This window comes from Deinococcus aquaticus (assembly GCF_028622095.1).
GTDB lineage: Bacteria > Deinococcota > Deinococci > Deinococcales > Deinococcaceae > Deinococcus > Deinococcus aquaticus.
The window spans coordinates 618,176-634,855 of the sequence record NZ_CP115165.1; the positions used below are offsets into that span (position 1 = coordinate 618,176).

Here is a 16,680-nt window from a genome sequence, read left to right on the forward strand (position 1 = left end):
GAGTGGGGGCGGTGGCGGTTGGCTATGGGCGGGCGCTGATCTGCTGCACAGCAAACCCGTTCCCGTCCGGGTCTTTCAGGAACAGAAACCCGACATGGTTCAGGTCGTCGTCCGGGGTGGCGGGGCGCGGGGGGCCGCCGAGTACCTGGATTGCCGGGGCGTCCACGCCGCGCGCCAGGAGTTCCTCACGGGCGGCGCGCAGGTCATTCACCACGAGCTGCACTCCCTGAAGAGAACCGGGCGGCATGCTGGCAGGCTGCGGCCCGAGCACGATGGAGCACCCGGAGCCGGGCGGCGTGAGCTGCACCAGACGCCGCCCGCCGCCCATCTGGAGGTCGTGATCGACGTGAAAGCCCAGCCCTTCGGCATAGAACGCCTTCGCGCGGTCGATGTCGGTCACGGGTACCACGACGACCTCCAGCGTCCAGTTCATGCGCCGCCCGACAGTGTCCCCACGGCCTTCGCCACGCGCCGCGCCCGCGTCTCCGGGTTCTTCGTGCCCTCCACGCTCAGGGTGTGCTGGCGTTTGCCGCTGTACGACAGCCGCGCGAAGGCGGCCAGTGCGGTGGGATTCGCGTCCAGCGCGGCCTGGAGGTCTTCAGGCACGTCCACCTCGCGGGGGGCCGTGTCGAGTTCCAGGGTGACCTGCACGCTGTCGCCGGCGCTCAGGCCCGCGTTTCCCCGGTGCCCGGCACTCACGGGAATCATGGAGCGCCCGCCCATCACGCCGATGGTGCTGCGGTACGCGTACCCGTTCAGGGTGACGGTCACGGCCGGTTTCTTCCCGCCGCCGAGGGCCTCCATGATCTCTGGCGGCACCTCGATGCCGGTCGCGGTCCTGCCTTCTTGTTTCAGTGTTGCGGTGAATGTGGGCATTGGCCTCCCCGGAAGCTCTGGTGCGGGCGGGTCACTGCGCGGCCCCGTACGCGGCGCGCAGCCAGTCCATGACCTCGGCGTCGAGCTGCGCGGGGTCACCGATGCGCACGCGGTGCGTGACCATGCTGTTCCACGTTCCGGCTGCCTCGAAACGCTCCGTGGCCTGTGCGTCCCTGCGCTTGATGCCCAGATCCAGGCGCGCGGCGGTGGGCTGCACGACCGCGAATTTCTTGCCGCCCCGCGTGAAACTGACGTACGTGTCGGTGGGAGCGGTGTCCACGTCGTTCCCGAAGGCCTGCACGGACGCCAGCAGCGCGTCGTAGGCGGGTTTCCACGCGGCCTTCTTCCCGCTGAACACGGCGGCGACCCGGTCGTCCCTGGGCGTGGTGGCGTGCCCGGCCCTGAGGAGCGCGGCGGCCACGGCGTTCGCGTGCCCGTGCCCCAGCCCGTAATCGCCTTTGAGCCACATCACGATCTCGCCGTGTTTCGTGAGGCCCCGGTCTGCGCTTTCCGTGCGGAAGTCCGCGACGGTCTTGCCGGTCTTCGCCTGCACGCTGTCCAGGTAAGCCTGAAACGACATCAGCGGGCACCCGTGCGGGCAGGGACAGGCGGGTGTGGGTAGGGCGGGACGGGGGTGGGACGACGCATACAGCCTCCTGATACGGATTCCGTCTGACCTGACCGGCCTGAACGGGCGAGCCGGCGCTGGCAGGCCCGTAATCGTGGGTTTCCGTACACTTCAGTTTAGCCTGGAACAGAATGACATGCAACAAGAAGGGCCGGGAATGAATCTCTCCCGGCCCCTCCTCTCCCCGGCAGCGCGGTCAATCCCAGATGGGACGGGCACTCTCGGGATTCGCCAGTCGCGCGGACTCGCCCTGCTCCAGCCCGGCGATGCGCTCCATGTCCTCGTCGGTCAGGCGCAGGGTCAGGGCGCCCAGGTTGCTTTCCAGGTTCTTGCGTTTGGTGCTGGACGGAATCACCGAGTACTCCTGCGCCAGCGCCCAGGCGAGCGCCACCTGCGCGGGCGTCGCGCGGTGCGCCCGGGCGATGGCCTGCAAGACCGGGTCGTCCATGACCTTCCCGACTGCCAGCGTCATGTAAGACGTCAGGTGAATGCCCTCGCCCCGCGCGAACTCCGCCAGCCTGCGGTTCTGCAGGTACGGGTGGATCTCGACCTGGTTCGTGGCGATGGGCACGTCACCCAGGATGGCGCGCGCCTGCTTCAGGCCCTCGATGTTGAAGTTCGACACGCCGATCTGCCGCGTCAGGCCCTGATCCAGCCCGTCCGCCAGGGCTTTCAGGTACTCCTCGGGTTTCACCGGGCCGTTCGGGGCGGGCCAGTGGATCAGGGTCAGGTCCACCGATTCCACGCCCAGTTTCTCCACGCTGTCCTGCAGACTGGCGACCAGACTGCTGCGGCCGTAGTTGTCGGGTTTGATCTTGGTGGTGATGAACAGTTCGTCACGGTGAATGCCGCTCTCGGCCAGCACCTCGCCGATCTCGGCCTCGTTACCGTAGCCCTGCGCGGTATCGATGGCGCGGTAACCGACGTCCAGCGCGTCACGCACGGAATCCATCACGACCTGATCCTTCAGGCGGAAGGTACCCAGACCGAACTTAGGAACGGAACCAAACTTGTCGATGCTCATAAGGCGCACTATCCACCCGCGCGGGCCGGGAACTCAAGGTGCGTGCCGCGTGCATGAAGAGAGGGTGACGGGAGGCGTCTGGTCGCGGTGTCGGCCGCTCCGGGCGGGATAGACTGCCCCTTATGATCGGAAAGACTTACAAGACGATGCTGGGTGACCGGGAACTGAGCATCGAGACGGGCAAACTGGCCAAACTGGTCAGTGGCAGCGTGACCCTGCGCTACGGGGACACCATGCTGCTGGTGACGGCGCAGGCGCGCGAGGAGCGCAGCACGCTGGACTTCCTGCCGCTGACGGTGGAGTTCGAGGAGCGTCACTACGCGGTCGGGAAGATCCCCGGTAGCTTCCACCGCCGTGAGGGTCGCCCCGGCGAGAAGGCGATCCTGTCGGCGCGCATCACGGACCGGCAGATCCGCCCGCTGTTCCCCAAGGGCTACCGTCACGAGACGCAGGTGATCATCACGGTCATCAGCGCCGATCAGCAGAACCTGCCGGACGTGCTGGGGCCAATCGGGGCGTCGGCGGCGCTGAGCATCAGCGACATTCCCTGGGGCGGCCCGACCGCCTGCGTGCGCGTGGGTCAGATTGGCGGGCAGTTCGTGTTGAACCCCACCACCGATCAGATGCAGCGCAGCACCCTGGATCTCGTGGTGGCGGGCACGCGCGACGCCGTGATGATGGTCGAGGCGGGCGCGCAGAACGCCAGCGAGGAGGACCTCGTGGCGGCCATCGAGTTCGCGCACGCCGGCATGCAGGGCGTCATCGACCTGATCGAGACGATGCGCGCCGAGCTGGGGCAGGAGAAGTTCAACATCCTGGCCGAGGGTGACCTGAGCACCGATCTGGTGCCCGAGGTGGCCGAGGCCGCCCGCGCCGCCGGTCTGCGCGACGCGCTGCTGACCGTGAAAAAGAAAGACCGTGGGATTCGCACGAAGGCCGTGCGTGACGCCGTGATCGCCGCGCGCGTGCCCGACGCGGACGCCGAGGGCGCCGCCGAGCAGACCCTGGCCCTGAAGGCGGCGTTCGGGAAGGTCGAGAAGCAGGAACTGCGCCGCCTGATCCTGGAAGACGACCTGCGCGCCGACGGCCGCAACAGCAAGACCGTGCGGCCCATCTGGATCGAGGCCCGTCCCCTGCCCCGCGCGCACGGCAGCGCGATCTTCACGCGCGGCGAGACGCAGGTGCTGGGCGTGGCGACGCTGGGCACCGAGCGTGACAACCTGCTCGTGGACGACCTGACCACCGACGAGAACGACAAGTTCATGCTGCACTACAACTTCCCGCCGTACTCCACGGGCGAGGTCAAGCGCATGGGCGGGCAGTCCCGCCGCGAGATCGGGCACGGGAACCTCGCCAAGCGCGCCATCCGCGCGGTCCTCCCGACCTTCGAGGAGTTCCCGTACGTGATCCGACTGGTGGGCGAGGTGCTGGAATCCAACGGCAGCTCCTCCATGGCGACCGTGTGCGCCGGAACGCTGGCCCTGATGGACGCCGGCGTGCCCATCAAGGCCCCGGTGGCGGGCGTGGCGATGGGCCTCGTGATGGAAGGCGAGAAGTACCGCGTCCTGACCGACATCCTGGGCCTGGAAGACGCGCTGGGCGACATGGACTTCAAGGTCTGCGGAACCGCCGAGGGCGTCACGGCCCTGCAGATGGACATCAAGGTGGGCGGCATCACCCCGCAGGTCATGCGTGAAGCGCTCGCGCAGGCCCGCGACGGCCGCCTGCACATCCTGGGCAAGATGGCCGAGGTGCTGGCCGCGCCCCGCGCGGAACTCAGCCCCACCGCGCCGCGCATCGTGAGCCTCAAGATCAACCCGGAACTGATCGGGAAGGTCATCGGGCCCGGCGGCAAGCAGATCCGCGAGCTGGAGGCCATGGGCGCGCAGGTCACGGTCGAGGAAGACGGCACCGTGCGCATCTTCAGCGCCGACGGCAGCGCCGCCGAGGCCGTGAAGGTCAAGATCGAGAGCATCACCCGCGAGGCGAAAGTCGGCGAGGAATTCGACGGCACCGTCGTGAAGACCGCGCCGTTCGGGGCGTTCGTGAACCTGTACGCCGGCCAGGACGGCATGCTGCACATCAGCCAGATGAGCGAGGAACGCATCAACGCTGTCGAGGACGTCCTGAACGTCGGTGACAAGCTGCGCGTGAAGATCGCCGGGATCGATGACCGGGGCAAGATCGACCTGATCCGCCCGGAACTCGAGGGCAAGATCGCGCCCCGCGAAGCCCGCGCGCCCCGTCCCGGCGGGGACCGTGGCGGCCGCCCGCCCCGCCGCGACTGATACGGATTCCGTCTGTTTCGTTGACAACCCGGAAACGCACCGGGTTGCCAACTCCACGCCCGGAACCCGTTTCTCTCCCACTCGCATCCGCTCGGATTGAATGGCTTACAAAGCCATTCAATCGGAGTCCGCATGAGGTTCACTGCGGTTCATGGTTGAAAGTTGATGGTTGATGGACGGGGGGCTGCGGCTCCCCGATTCTTCTGTCGCAGCCGTGCGGTCTGCTTCAGCGTCTCAGTACGCGGCCCAGCACCCGCGAGGTGCCGGCCGAGCCTGCGAGCATCACGATCAGCAGGGCGTACATCGGCGCGCCCTGGGTCAGCAGCACGCCCATCAGCGCGAAGGTCAACAGTTCGCCGGCCACGCCTGGCCACGACACGCGCGGCAGGCTGCGGCCCAGCAGGGTCACGCTGCCGAACGCCAGGACGGCGGCCAGCAGCGTGATCAGCCAGTGCAGGAAGCTCATGCGGTCAGTGTAGTGGGCAGGAGCCGCGCGGTGGGCGCAGATCTGTCAGCGGATGGTGGTCTGGAAGCAGATGGTGACGGTCTCCCCTGCCGTCAGGACGCCCAGGTTCACGCTCAGCCTGCCGCGTCCGAACGTGCTGCCCGTGTCGGTCAGGGTGGCGGCCGCACTTTTCAGGTAGGCGGTGGGGGCCGCGCCGCGCGTGACCTTCACGCCGAAGCCGGTGTCCGCGCCGGGTTCAGCGGCGTCGTAGGCGTTCAGGCTGGCGGTGACGCTGGCAGGGACGGCGTCGGTCACGACGTACCCGGTCGGGGCGCCCAGGTCCGCGCCGCCCAGGTTGCGGGTGATCAGGCAGTACTCCAGGATCTCTCCGGGCTTGCCGCCGCCGCTGGTGCCGAACGCCGTTCCCGTGCTGACGTTCCGCACTTCCTTGCTGACGCTGGTCAGGATCAGGCGGGTGTCGGTGGGGGCCGAGGTGTTGTTGCCGAGCGCCGTTTCGCCGGGCAGGGCGACGCTGGCCGTGTTCTGCACGCTGGTCAGGCCACCCGTGACCTGCGCCTCGCTGGGCGCGGCGGCCGTGACGGTCAGGGTCTGCTGGGCACTCCCGGCCAGGGAAAGCAGGGACCACGTGACGGTACGGGTGGCGCTGTCGTACGTGCCGCCGTTACTGGCGCTGACGTAGGTCAGTCCGGCGGGCAGCGTGTCGGTCACGGTGTACGCGGCGGCGGGCACGGCCGTGGTGTTCGTGACGGTGACGGTGAAGGTCAGGGCCTCGCCGGGCACGGCGTACGCGGGGCCGGTCTTGGTGACGTTCAGGTCCGTGATGGAGGACACGGTGTCGGTGTCCGAGACGGTGCCGGTGGGGGTCAGGTCGACCGTGCCGCCGGGCAGGGTGGCCGTGACGGAGTTCGTGACGTTGCCGCCCACGGCCGTGACGGTCGCCGTGACGCTCAGCGTGACGGACCCTCCAGCGGGCAGCGTGGCGACCGTCACGCCACTCTGCAGCGTCAGGATCGTGATGACCGGGCACGCGCCCCCGCCCGCGGCCACGCAACTCACGCCGGTCGTGGTCAGGCCGGTCGCGGCCGGGTCGGTCAGGACGGTGCCGCCCGCGCCGCTGGGGCCGTTGTTGATCAGGGTGATGGTGTACGTGGTGGTCCCGGCAGGGTTCACGCTGCTCACGCCGTTCGTCTTGGTCAGGGTCAGGTCGGCGGTGGGCGTGACGGTGTCGGTGTCGGAGGCCGTGTTGTTACCCGTGTTGGGTTCTATGGTCGTGGCGGGCACACTGATGGTAGCCGCGTTGACCACGCTGCCGCCCGTGGCCGTGACGGTCGCCGTGACCGTGAAGGTCAGGGTGCCGCCGGACGGAATGCTGGGCAGCGCCAGCCCGCTTTCCAGGCTGGACACGCCAGGCGACGCCGGGCAGGTGGCCCCGCCGGTCGCGGCCGCGCAACTCACGCCGGTCTTGGTCAGGCCGGCCGCGACCGGGTCGGTCAGGGTGGCGGCCGTGGAGTTCGGCCCGGCGTTACTGACAGTCAGGGTGTAGGTGGCGCTGCCCCCGGCGTTGACGCTGGTCACGCCGTCGGTCTTGGTGACGCTCAGGTCGGCGGTGCGGGGCGCCGTCTGGTCCGTGCAGTTACGGACCGTGAAACTGGAGGACTTGCTGGTGCGCATGTCGAAAGACACGGTGCGGTTGGCGTTGTTGTTCCCCCCGGCGAACCCGGCGCGCAGGGTCAGGGAGTTCACGTCCAGGTACACGGCGCCCGCCGCGTTGCGGGGGTCGGCGCTGGTGTTGTCGTTGAAGCCCACGTACGTGCTGCTCTGGCTGGCGCGGGTGCCGCTCAGGGTCAGGCGGGTGGGGCTGTTCAGGAAGACGCTGTTCGGGGAGACGAACTCGCCGTAATCGCTCAGGGGGTTGGTGGCCGACACGCCGTCGATGTCGAACGAGAACACTAGCAGGTCGATGGGCGTGGCGGGCGTGCTCGTGCCGGCCTGCACCAGGTCCACCCGGTACTCCACCGAGGCGTTGCTGTTGCTGGTGAGGGCCGCGCTCAGGCCGGAGCCCAGCAGGGTGGCGCTGCCCGTCACGGACAGTTGCGTGACCGTCACCAGCGCGTCCAGGCCGGTCGTCACGTTCGAGAAGCGGTACACCGCGCCCACGGTATTCGCCGTGCCGGACACCAGCGCACCCGCCCCGCTGAAGTTCAGGGAGGTCGGATTCGCGGAGTTCAGGACCGAGCAATTCTGCAGGCCAGTGCTGGTGGCGCTGATGCTGGTCGGGTCGCTGGCCGAATCGTTCGCGGTGTTCACCTGCCCGCCGCCACTCACGGCCGCCGTGTTCGTCACACTGGCCGGCGCGGCGATGTCCACGTCCACCGTCACGGTGATGGCCGGGTAACTGCCGCCCGCCGCGAGCACGTCACTGCGCGTGCAGGTCAGCGTGCCCAGCGTGCAGGTCCAGCCCGTCCCGCTGATCTTCCAGGCACTCAGCCCGGCAGGGAGGGTGTCGGTCACGGTCACCGTGCCACTGGTCGGGCCGGTGCCACTGTTCGTGACGGTCAGGGTGTACGTGCGGCCCAGGTCCGCCTGCGTCCACGTGCCCGTGTGCGACTTGCTGATTGTCAGGTCCGGCGCGGTCACGGTATCGGTATCGGTCACCGAGTTGTTGCTGCTGTTCGTGTCGGTCACGCCGGACGGCGCGGCGACCGTGGCCGTGTTGGCCAGGCTGCCTGCCGTGGCCGTGACGGTCCCGGTCACGGTCAGCTCGTAGAACTGCCCGCTGCTCAGGGCTGGCAGCGCGTACCCCGCCTGAAGCTGCGCGGCAGTGGGCGTGGTCCCGGCCGTGCACTGACCGGGCGTACTGGAACAGGCCACGCCCGTCACGTTCAGGCCAGTGATGGCCGCGTCGGTCAGGACCGCGCCGGTCACGCTGCTGGGCCCCGCGTTCGTCATGCGGACGGTGTAAGCCGTGCTACTCCCGGTGTTCACGCTGCTCACGCTGTTCGTCTTGGTCACACTCAGGTCGGTGCCCGGCGTGATGGTCAGGCGGTAATCCTCGACCTCGCCGCTGTCCAGGCGGCCCGTGGGGTTCTGCACGCCGGCCGTGTCGTAACTGGCGCGCAGGCGCACGTAGTTCGTGCCGGCGCTCAGGCCGCTCAGGCCCGACCAGTTCAGGGTGACGCTGGTCGCGCCAGACGAGAACGCCGCGCAGGCACGTTCAGAAGCGACGTTCCCGAACGTGCCGCCCCGGTCGAAGTCGATCCAGCCGCACACCTGCCCCGCCGCACTGGCCCCGCTGACCGGCACGGTCAGGCTGTACCCCGTGGCGGTGCTGGCCAGCGCCGGGAACGTCGTGATGGCGTCCTCATCGGCACCGTCGCCGTTCGCGCCGTTGTTGTCCGCACCCGCCGCCACGGCGCTGGGACTGGGCGTGACGGCCGTCCCACCGTTCAGCACGGCCGGGTTCTCCGCATCGACCGCGCTGCCCAGTTTCAGGTCGCTCAGCACGTGGCTCGCGGCGGCGGTCGGGTCGTAACTGGCGGGTGCGTCCCCGAAGTCCTCGGAGACGCTGACCGCGAAGTTGGTAGCGTCGGCGGCGAAGTTCATGTTGATGGTGCTGCCGTTGGTCTTGGTGGAATCGTACTGTCCGGCCGGGTAGGCGTTGGTGGTGCTGGTACCAGCCGCAACCTTCTTCGTTTCCGTGATGACTTCAAATTGCAGTTGACTGAACGTGCCAGTGGTCTGAACGCTGCCGCAACCGGCCGAGGTGGTGTTCGCTGCGGGCGTGCAACTGCTCTGAATCACGTCGTAGGTGTTGGCAGGTGTGCCACTGGTGACCAGAGTGCCCGTGCCGAAACTGGTCACCCCGATGGACGGCTGGCCGGAGAGTGTGGTGACCGAAAGGTTCTGGGGGGTGCCGACCATGGCCAGTGTGACTCCGCTGGTCAGCAGCCGGTAACGGGTTGCCACGCCCCACACGTCGTTCGTTCGTGTGATGAAGCCGCCCAGTCCCGTCAGGTGAAACACCGGGTTGGTCACTGGACGGCTGAAGTTGATAGTCAGGGTACCCCTCAGGCAGTCTCCGGTACTTCCAGCGGTGCCGGTGCTGCCGTAGCAGTCCGGATCGTCGTAGATCCTGGCAGTCTGCGAGTTGGCACCGCTGGTGACGGTCTGGCTAATAAACGAGCCGTCCTGCCGCAGGGTGGTGGAAAGCAGGTACAGCCCTTCCACATTCGCCGTCGTGAACGCTGGGGAGAAGCCGGAACCGGTGTACCCCGTGCCAGCACGGGACGACATGGGGTCCTTGAGCGTGGTGGTCGCGCCGGAGGCGTCACCTATGTAAAAAGAGTTCTGGTTGTTCGTGGTGTCTCTGCTGGCCGTCACGTTCACTGTCAGTCCTGAACGGAAGGTGGCCGCGCCGTTTCCTCCTGCGTACGTACCGACGTTCTGCTGTGTGCCCCGCGTGCCACTCCAGGTGGTAGGCGTGGCGCTCAGGTCGCCGACGATCTGGTAGGCCCCGGCCAGGCCGGTCACGGTCAGGGCGGCGGCGGTCAGCAGGGTGCGCCAGATCGGGCGGCGGGCCGGGCGGGTGGGTGAGGGTGTCGTCGTCACGGGCCACTTCCTTGCGTGCTGGGAATGTGAGGGTCACGGGCAGGGGCGTGCTGTCGCGGGCGGCTTACTGCACAGTTACCACGAAGTCGGCCGTGAGGGTAGTGCCGGGGGCGACCGGGTCGGGCAGGTTGTTGCTGTCGGTGTCGGGGGCGATGTCGATGATGGTTCCGGCGGGCAGTCCGGCGGTGGGGGGCGTGGCCGTCCAGGTGCCGGTGTTGCCGCCGACGCGGTAGATGGTGCGGGTGGGCAGCGGGTCGACGCTGAAGCTTTTCAGGGTGGTGTTGGTGGGGACGGTGTCGCGCAGGAACAGGGGCACGGGGGTGTTGTAGTTGTTCTTGGCGATGATGCGGTACGCGATGTCTTCCAGGGTGCGGGCGCCGGTCAGGCCGGTGGCGGTGTACCCGGCGGGGTTGTCGATGCCGTTGCGGGGGTCGCTGCCGGCCGTGACGCCGGTTTTCGCGGCGAACTTGGCGACGGCGACGTTCCCGGTGGGGGTGACGCGGATCAGGTCGTTGGGGTCGGTGACGCTGGTCTGGCTGTAGTTGCCGGTCGCGGTCTGCGTGACGGTGTAGTCGGCAGCCCGCGTGCCGGCGGGGATGGTCACGGCGGCCACGAAGGGGCTTTCGCTGCCGGCGGCCAGGACGGGCGTGATGAAGGTGTTGTAGTCGGGGCTGGCGGGGTTGGTGTTCAGGCGGGGCAGCAGGGTGGTGCCGTCGGCGGCGTAGTACTGGATGGGCAGGGTGGTCGTGGCACCCGTAATGGCGTCGGTGACGGTCACGCTACCGCTCAGGGCGTAGCTGTCGTTGTACTGGCCGTTGTTCACGACGTCCATGGGGAAGGCGGCGGTGGCGTCGGTGCTGACGCTGCTGCTGCCGTCGGTGGCGGCGCCGCTGGGGTCCACGGTCTGCACGGGGGTGGGGGTGGCGACCGCGCCGAGGGTGGGGGTGGTGTCTCCGAACTGCGCGGCGGGCGGCACGACCGTGTCGCGGGTGGAGTTGTTCGAGGTGAGGTCGGCGTCGCTCAGGGAGTCCGCGCCGATCAGAACGCTGTACGAGGGGATGGTGCCGCTGTCGTCAGGGTCGGGGAAGGTGACCTCGGTGCGGTACACGGACTGGGTGCCGCTGGGGACGATCAGGGTGGGGTACGTGGCCGTCGTGGGGTTGGTGGGGTCGGTGGAGGGCAGGATGACGCTGCCGGTCACGGGGTCCAGGAAGCGGACGGTCACGCCGGTGGCCGTGTTCGTGAAGGTGCCGGTGGCGGCGTCGAAGGTGTAGGCGGGGTCGGCGGTGCCGTCGGCCAGCGCGGGGAACAGTTGCACGCGGTCGTCGAGGGTGCCGCCGTTCGAGAGGGTGTTCGTGAAGACGACCGTGTCGGCGGTGGTGTTGGCGTCGGCCTGCGGGTACGCGATCTGCTCGTCGCCGGAGAGCCGGGCGATGGGCGTGCCGCCAGGGGTGGGGTCGGTGGCGGGCGTGCCGGGCGTCACGTACCCGCTGCTGGGCAGGACCGGGTCGGGCGTGGCGCTCGTGCCGGCCGCGACGGTGGGCACCGTGACGCTGCTGATGGGCGGCAGCAGGGCGGCGTTGCTGATGGGCACGCCGACCGAGTCGACGGGGGTGGTCGCGCTGCCGTTGGCAGTGTTGTCGAGGCTGGGGGTGTACACGGTGACGCGCGTGAATTGCAGGTCGGTGTTCACCGTCTTGGCCTGTTCCTCGTTGGTGGTGCCGCTGTCGTAGCCGTTGCCGGGCGTGACCAGCGGGTCGGCTCCGGCGGTGCCGAGCACGGTGCCTTCGGGGGACGCACCGAACACGCTGTCCTTGTTGATCTGCGTGGGGCTGGTGGGCAGGGTGATGACCTGCACGATCTTCACGACGCCCTCGTCGTTCTCGACGGCAGGCGTGCCGGGGTTGTCGAGGGTGGCGGGATCGTCGGCGGGGACGTTCACGGCGCTGCCCACGGTGATCTCGCTGCCACGGGTGCCGTCGGCGTTCAGGCGGTAGTACTGCACGGTCGCGCCGGTGTCGCTGCCGGTGGTGTCGGCGTTCAGGATGATGTTCAGCGGGACGTTCCCGTTGTTCAGCAGTGCGTAGTTGGTGGTGATGACCTGTCCGGGCACGGCGTTGGCGGTGACGACTGTGGTAGTGCCCAGCACGGTCTGCGTACCGCCGTCCGTGGTGGCGTTCAGGTAGGTCACGTCGAAGTCGGGCCGGGGCAGCACGACGGTCGAGACGGTGTTCGAGTCACTGCTCAGTTGCGTGGCAGTGTTGCGGGGATCGGGGAATTCGGCGCTGGCGGTGTTGGTGATGGTGGTGCCGGCCAGCGTTCCGGCGGCGGCTGCAGAACCGGTGGCCAGGGCGGCCAGCAGGGCAAGGATTCGGGGAGTGTGTTGCATGGTGGTTCCTCCGGTTCTGCGGCGTGGGATGGGGAGCAGCAGGGTTCAGGGTGCGAGAGGGTGTGCGGCAGGACGGCGACCGCTGGGCGGCCGCTGCGGGTGGAAGCGCCAGTGATAGGCGTCTCATGAAGGTTAGGCCAGTGGTTCTTACCTCTGGGTTGCATCTGGTGGTGCATGAAGAGGCGGCCAGCTGAAGGGACTGAACTGGCGGCGCTGCGTCTCAGCCGCACCCGGCGGCCTTTATCTAATCTTTGTAAGTGTTCCTGACAGCCAGATTAAGACCGTCTTCATGTAGCCAGGACAGTGACCACCGGACAGAGCCCCGGCCCACCCTGACACGGGATTTCCGCCGATTTTTTCATCAGGTGCAAGCAGATGAACTGTTCCTACCGCCACCCACCCATGGGTTTCATGAAAGGCCGGTCACCCTCGCCGGGGAGGGGGAGGGAGGGGGCTCTGCGAATCCCCGTCAGGGGCAACTGCCGGGCCGCCAGAACCCCGGCCAGCCCCATGCCGGAAGACCGGCACAGCGGGCTGGCGCAGGGGACTGGTGCGGGAAGCTGGTGTGTCTGCAGTCAGGTCAGGGGACTTCAGTTCAGGGGTTGAATCTCGTTCGGTGACGGGTCCGGGGTACCGGGCAGCGGGACCAGTTCGTTCGGGGCCGGCGTGACGGGGTCCGGGGTCGTGGCGGGATCAGGCAGCGGTTCCGGCGGGGCGGGGTCCGGGAAGCTCTGGCCCGCACCATCCTGGCTGGAGCCGTCCTGGCCAGACCCGTTCTGGCCGGAACTGTTCTGGCCCGCGCCGTCCTGCCCGTTTCCGGGCGGCCCGTCCGGCGCGGTCCCGGCAGGGAGGTCCTGCCCGCCCGGTTCCGGCGACTGCCCATCCAGTGATGAGCCGTCCTGCGAGGCGGCGTCTGGCCCCTGGGTGTCTGGCTGCTGCGTGTCCGGTTGCGTGTCCGTCTGCTGGGCATCCGGGGTGCCAGTGTCCTGGGCGGGCACGTCCTGCACTTGCGGGTCTGGCGCCTGGGTGGGGGCCGGGGCAGCCTGGGCGGGGGCGTTGCGGCGCGGGAAGAAACTGCTGCGGGTTCCACTGCCGCTGCCGTCACGCGCGACGACGTCCTGGTCGGCTTCCGTCTCGCGGAAGGCCATGTTCACCTGCCGCACCACGCGGTACGTGATGCCCGGCGGTTCCCGGAAGGAACTGGGGACCTGCCCGGCCAGCGCCCCGGCAACGGCCTGCTGCCAGACGGGCGTGGGAATCTCGCCGCTATACGCCCAGGACGGCAGCGATCCACCTTCCTGGCGGCCCACCCAGACGGCCCCGGCGACGGTGGGGGTCACGCCGGCGAACCACAGGTCCTTGATGTCGTTGGTGGTGCCGGTCTTCCCGCCGACCGGCCAGCCCGGAATTTGCGCGCGGGTGGCCAGTCCTCCCTGGGCGGCCGTCAGGTCGTTCACGACGCCGCGCAGCATGTCCAGGCCCAGCCAGGCGCTCTGAGCGTCCCAGACGCGGCGGGGTTTCGGGGCGGGGCGGGCGTACAGCACCTTGCCGCGCGGGTCCTCGACCTTGCGGACCAGGGTGGGCGCGTAGTACAGGCCGCCGTTCGCGAAGGTGGCGTACGCGGCGGCCATCTGCAGCGGGCTGGCTTCCAGCGTGCCGATGGTCAGGGACAGGCCCCCGTCGGCGGGCGGCGTGAAGCCCAGTTCGCGCAGTTTCGCCTCGAAGGTGGGCACGCCGAGTTCCTGCCCGATGCGCACGGTGGGCAGGTTCAGGCTGTGGTCCAGCGAGTAGCGCATGGTCACGTACCGGCCGGTCCAGCGGCGGTCGTAGTTCATGGGCTGGTACGTGCCGCTGATGGGCGCGTCAAGCACCGTGTCGCTCTGCTTCCAGCCTCTTTGCAGCGCCAGGGTGTACAGCAGCGGCTTGATGGAACTGCCCACCTGCCGCCGGGCCTGCGTGGCGTTGTTCCAGTCGTCGGGGCGGCCGTCCGTGAGTTTCTGCCCCACCAGGGCCAGCACCTCGCCGCTGTCCGGGCGGACCAGGGCCGCGCCCAGCGTCGCTCCGCCTGGCAGGTCGGCGGTGCGGCTGGCCTGCTCGGCCGCCGCCTGCGCCGGGGCGCTCATGCCGGTGTAGATGCGCCCCCCGGCGTACAGCGCCTTGCGGCCGATGATGGGCAGCAGTTCCTTCTCGACGGCCTGCAGGTAGTACTGGTTGGGGTAGCGGCGCACGCCCTCCAGCAGCGTCAGGTTCTCCCCGAGGCGTGAGGGACGTTCCAGCACGGCCGAGCGCAGGCTGCCGTCGTCGTTCCAGCCGATGCGCCACCCGGCCGGGTAGATGGGGGTCTTCCAGGCGGCGTCCGCCTCGGCCTGCGTGACCTTGCCGTCCTCGACCATGCGCGCCAGCAGGTCCTTCATCAGGGGCCGGTACGCCTGGAAGCTCCTGTAGCGGCTGTTCGGCGCGGGAATCAGGGTGGTCAGGTACACGCTCTCGGCGAGGTTCAGTTCGCCCGGTTCCTTGCGGAAGTACGCGTGCGCCGCGCCGGCCGCCCCGATGATGTCGCTGTTGCCGCCGTCTCCCCAGTAGATGACGTTCAGGTAGGCGTTCAGGATCTGGTCCTTGTTGAAGTTGCGTTCCAGCTGGAAGGCCAGGATGGCCTCCTTGAACTTGCGCTCGGCGGTGCGGGCGCCTTCCAGTTCGGCCAGCAGGGTGTTCTTCACGACCTGCTGCGTGATGGAGCTGCCGCCCTCCAGGTCGTTCTGCAGGACGCCCTTGACCAGCCCGCGCACGATGCCGATGTAATCCACGCCGTGATGCTGGTAGAAGCGGCGGTCCTCGCTGGTCACCACGGTCTTCTGGAGCCACGGGCTGATCTGCGAGGATTTCAGCAGGTTGCGGTTCACGCTGCCGCCGCTGCTGAGGCTGGGCGACAGGGTGCCCACCAGACTGCCCGCCCGGTCGTACACGCGGGTCTGCCCGCTGTACTCCAGAACGTCCAGATCGGACACGCTGGGCAGGTCGCGGCCCCAGGCGTACCACGCGCCGCCCACCCCCACCGCGCCGATCAGCAGGACGCCACCCAGGACATTGAAGAACTTCATCCGGTCCACTCTAGCGGGCGCGGCGCTCCGGTCAGGGGATGGGCGTCACGGTCAGGCCACACGCGGCTCAGGCGAGGCGCGGCCGTGAGGCCCTGAGCCGCGGGGACCGGGGTGGGCGGCAGCTGGGGGGCCGTCATGCCGGGCAGTATGCCCGCGCTGCCCGCCACGTCACATCCCCCCAAAGCATGAGCCAGGAGCGCTGAGCAGGGAGCGCTGAGCAGGGAGCACTGAGCAAGGAGCACTGAGCAAGGAGCACTGAGCAGGGAGCGCGGCGGTGGGCCGTGTGGCTGGGAGGGGTCTGGCAGCGGGTACCATGCGGGCACTCCCACTGCGGGACTCCCGGACCATGACCCAGACTGCCCTCACCCCCAGCGACCCCACCACTGTGACCCCCACGGCTGCGGCTCCCATACCTCTGGCCGAGACGACCCGCCGGCTGGCCCCCATCGTCCGGGCTGCCGGGCAGGCCGTCAGCGACTACCGCATGATCGAGAGCGGCGACCGGGTGATGGTCTGCCTGTCGGGCGGCAAGGACAGTTACACGCTGCTGGACGTGCTGCTGCACCTGCAACGCAAGGCCCCCGTTCCGTTCGAGATCATTGCCGTGAACCTCGACCAGGGTCAGCCGGGCTTCCCGACCGACGTGCTGCCCCGCTACCTGAGTGCGCTGGGCGTGCCGCACAGCCTGATCCGGCAGGACACGTACCGCGTGGTCAGGGAGAAAACACCGGCCGGCAAGACCACCTGCGCGCTGTGCAGCCGCCTGCGCCGGGGCGCGCTGTACCGCCACGCCCGCGAGATCGGCGCCACGAAGATCGCGCTGGGCCACCACCGCGACGACATCCTGGAAACGCTGTTCATGAACCTGTTCTTCGGCGCGCGCCTGAAGGCCATGCCGCCCAAGTTGCAGAGTGACGACGGCACGAACGTCGTGATCCGCCCCCTGGCGTACGTGCCCGAGGCGGACATTATCCGGTACGCGCAGGCCCGCGCCTTCCCGATCATTCCCTGCAACCTGTGCGGCAGTCAGGAGAACCTGCAACGCAAAGTCGTCGGCGAGATGCTGCAAAGCTGGGAGCGCGAGCATCCGGGCCGCCTGACGAACATCGCCCGCGCCCTGACCCGCGTGACCCCCAGCCACCTGATGGACCCCAGTCTGTTCGACTTCGCGTCCCTGAGTGTCACGCCCGCCGAGGGCGACCGGGCCTTCGACCCGGACGAGCACCCGCAGCGCGAGTTCCTGAGCGGCGTGCAGGAACTGGAAATGCTCGGCTGAAGCCGGCCAGCCGCCTGACGTGACAAC

General features: G+C 68.8%; 11 protein-coding genes. 2 read left to right on the plus strand and 9 right to left on the minus strand.

All coding sequences use genetic code 11. The features are described from left to right. Positions 1 to 22: 22 nt before the first annotated feature. The 4 genes from M8445_RS03050 to dkgB all read right to left on the minus strand — a co-directional run bounded on the left by M8445_RS03050 (position 23) and on the right by dkgB (position 2,528). On the minus strand, positions 23 to 433 hold the full coding sequence (locus M8445_RS03050) for a VOC family protein (RefSeq protein ID WP_273989579.1): 411 nt from the start codon (positions 431 to 433) through the stop codon (positions 23 to 25). Continuing rightward, positions 430 to 876: a YdeI/OmpD-associated family protein gene (locus M8445_RS03055; RefSeq protein WP_273989580.1), complete on the minus strand. Its 447-nt coding sequence runs from the start codon at positions 874 to 876 to the stop codon at positions 430 to 432. Before M8445_RS03055 ends, M8445_RS03050 begins: the two co-directional genes overlap by 4 nt. A 31-nt stretch (positions 877 to 907) precedes the next feature. Then, a complete protein-coding gene (locus tag M8445_RS03060) occupies positions 908 to 1,456 on the minus strand; it encodes a DUF4287 domain-containing protein (RefSeq protein ID WP_273989581.1) in 549 nt (182 codons plus the stop codon). 244 nt (positions 1,457 to 1,700) lie between these two features. Continuing rightward, on the minus strand, positions 1,701 to 2,528 hold the full coding sequence (gene dkgB / locus M8445_RS03065) for a 2,5-didehydrogluconate reductase DkgB (protein ID WP_273989582.1): 828 nt from the start codon (positions 2,526 to 2,528) through the stop codon (positions 1,701 to 1,703). A gap of 122 nt (positions 2,529 to 2,650) precedes the next feature. Here dkgB and pnp point away from each other — a divergent pair, with 122 nt between their 5' ends. Further along, positions 2,651 to 4,816, plus strand: a complete 2,166-nt coding sequence (gene pnp, locus M8445_RS03070) for a polyribonucleotide nucleotidyltransferase (protein ID WP_273989583.1) — start codon at positions 2,651 to 2,653, stop codon at positions 4,814 to 4,816. Positions 4,817 to 5,042: 226 nt separating this feature from the next. Here pnp and M8445_RS03075 read toward each other — a convergent pair whose 3' ends face one another. The 5 genes from M8445_RS03075 to M8445_RS03095 all read right to left on the minus strand — a co-directional run bounded on the left by M8445_RS03075 (position 5,043) and on the right by M8445_RS03095 (position 15,514). Continuing rightward, positions 5,043 to 5,282 carry a hypothetical protein gene (locus M8445_RS03075; RefSeq protein ID WP_273989584.1) on the minus strand — a complete coding sequence of 80 codons (240 nt, stop codon included), beginning with the start codon at positions 5,280 to 5,282 and terminating at the stop codon, positions 5,043 to 5,045. 45 nt (positions 5,283 to 5,327) lie between these two features. Next, positions 5,328 to 9,890 carry a beta strand repeat-containing protein gene (locus M8445_RS03080; protein WP_273989586.1) on the minus strand — a complete coding sequence of 1,521 codons (4,563 nt, stop codon included), beginning with the start codon at positions 9,888 to 9,890 and terminating at the stop codon, positions 5,328 to 5,330. Positions 9,891 to 9,954: 64 nt separating this feature from the next. After that, positions 9,955 to 12,279, minus strand: coding sequence for a hypothetical protein (locus M8445_RS03085; RefSeq protein WP_273989588.1), 2,325 nt, complete (start codon positions 12,277 to 12,279; stop codon positions 9,955 to 9,957). A gap of 590 nt (positions 12,280 to 12,869) precedes the next feature. Next, the gene (locus M8445_RS03090) at positions 12,870 to 15,377 is read right to left on the minus strand and encodes a transglycosylase domain-containing protein (protein ID WP_273989589.1); all 2,508 of its coding nucleotides are present in this window, start codon (positions 15,375 to 15,377) and stop codon (positions 12,870 to 12,872) included. Then, complete coding sequence (locus M8445_RS03095) at positions 15,374 to 15,514, minus strand: hypothetical protein (RefSeq protein ID WP_273989591.1); 141 nt, start codon at positions 15,512 to 15,514, stop codon at positions 15,374 to 15,376. The genes M8445_RS03090 and M8445_RS03095 overlap by 4 nt, the downstream gene beginning before the upstream one ends. 209 nt (positions 15,515 to 15,723) lie before the next feature. Between M8445_RS03095 and ttcA the strand changes: the two genes are divergently transcribed. Next, positions 15,724 to 16,653: a tRNA 2-thiocytidine(32) synthetase TtcA gene (ttcA, locus tag M8445_RS03100; protein WP_273989592.1), complete on the plus strand. Its 930-nt coding sequence runs from the start codon at positions 15,724 to 15,726 to the stop codon at positions 16,651 to 16,653. The last annotated feature ends 27 nt before the right edge of the window (positions 16,654 to 16,680 follow it).

Bases quoted from the DNA above. Each gene is read 5' to 3' on its own strand.
- M8445_RS03055 (WP_273989580.1), bottom strand. From the start codon at position 876: ATGCCCACATTCACCGCAACACTGAAACAAGAAGGCAGGACCGCGACC.
- dkgB (WP_273989582.1), bottom strand. From the start codon at position 2,528: ATGAGCATCGACAAGTTTGGTTCCGTTCCTAAGTTCGGTCTGGGTACC.
- M8445_RS03060 (WP_273989581.1), bottom strand. From the start codon at position 1,456: ATGTCGTTTCAGGCTTACCTGGACAGCGTGCAGGCGAAGACCGGCAAG.
- M8445_RS03085 (WP_273989588.1), bottom strand. From the start codon at position 12,279: ATGCAACACACTCCCCGAATCCTTGCCCTGCTGGCCGCCCTGGCCACC.
- pnp (WP_273989583.1), top strand. From the start codon at position 2,651: ATGATCGGAAAGACTTACAAGACGATGCTGGGTGACCGGGAACTGAGC.
- ttcA (WP_273989592.1), top strand. From the start codon at position 15,724: ATGACCCAGACTGCCCTCACCCCCAGCGACCCCACCACTGTGACCCCC.
- M8445_RS03050 (WP_273989579.1), bottom strand. From the start codon at position 433: ATGAACTGGACGCTGGAGGTCGTCGTGGTACCCGTGACCGACATCGAC.
- M8445_RS03075 (WP_273989584.1), bottom strand. From the start codon at position 5,282: ATGAGCTTCCTGCACTGGCTGATCACGCTGCTGGCCGCCGTCCTGGCG.
- M8445_RS03095 (WP_273989591.1), bottom strand. From the start codon at position 15,514: ATGACGGCCCCCCAGCTGCCGCCCACCCCGGTCCCCGCGGCTCAGGGC.
- M8445_RS03090 (WP_273989589.1), bottom strand. From the start codon at position 15,377: ATGAAGTTCTTCAATGTCCTGGGTGGCGTCCTGCTGATCGGCGCGGTG.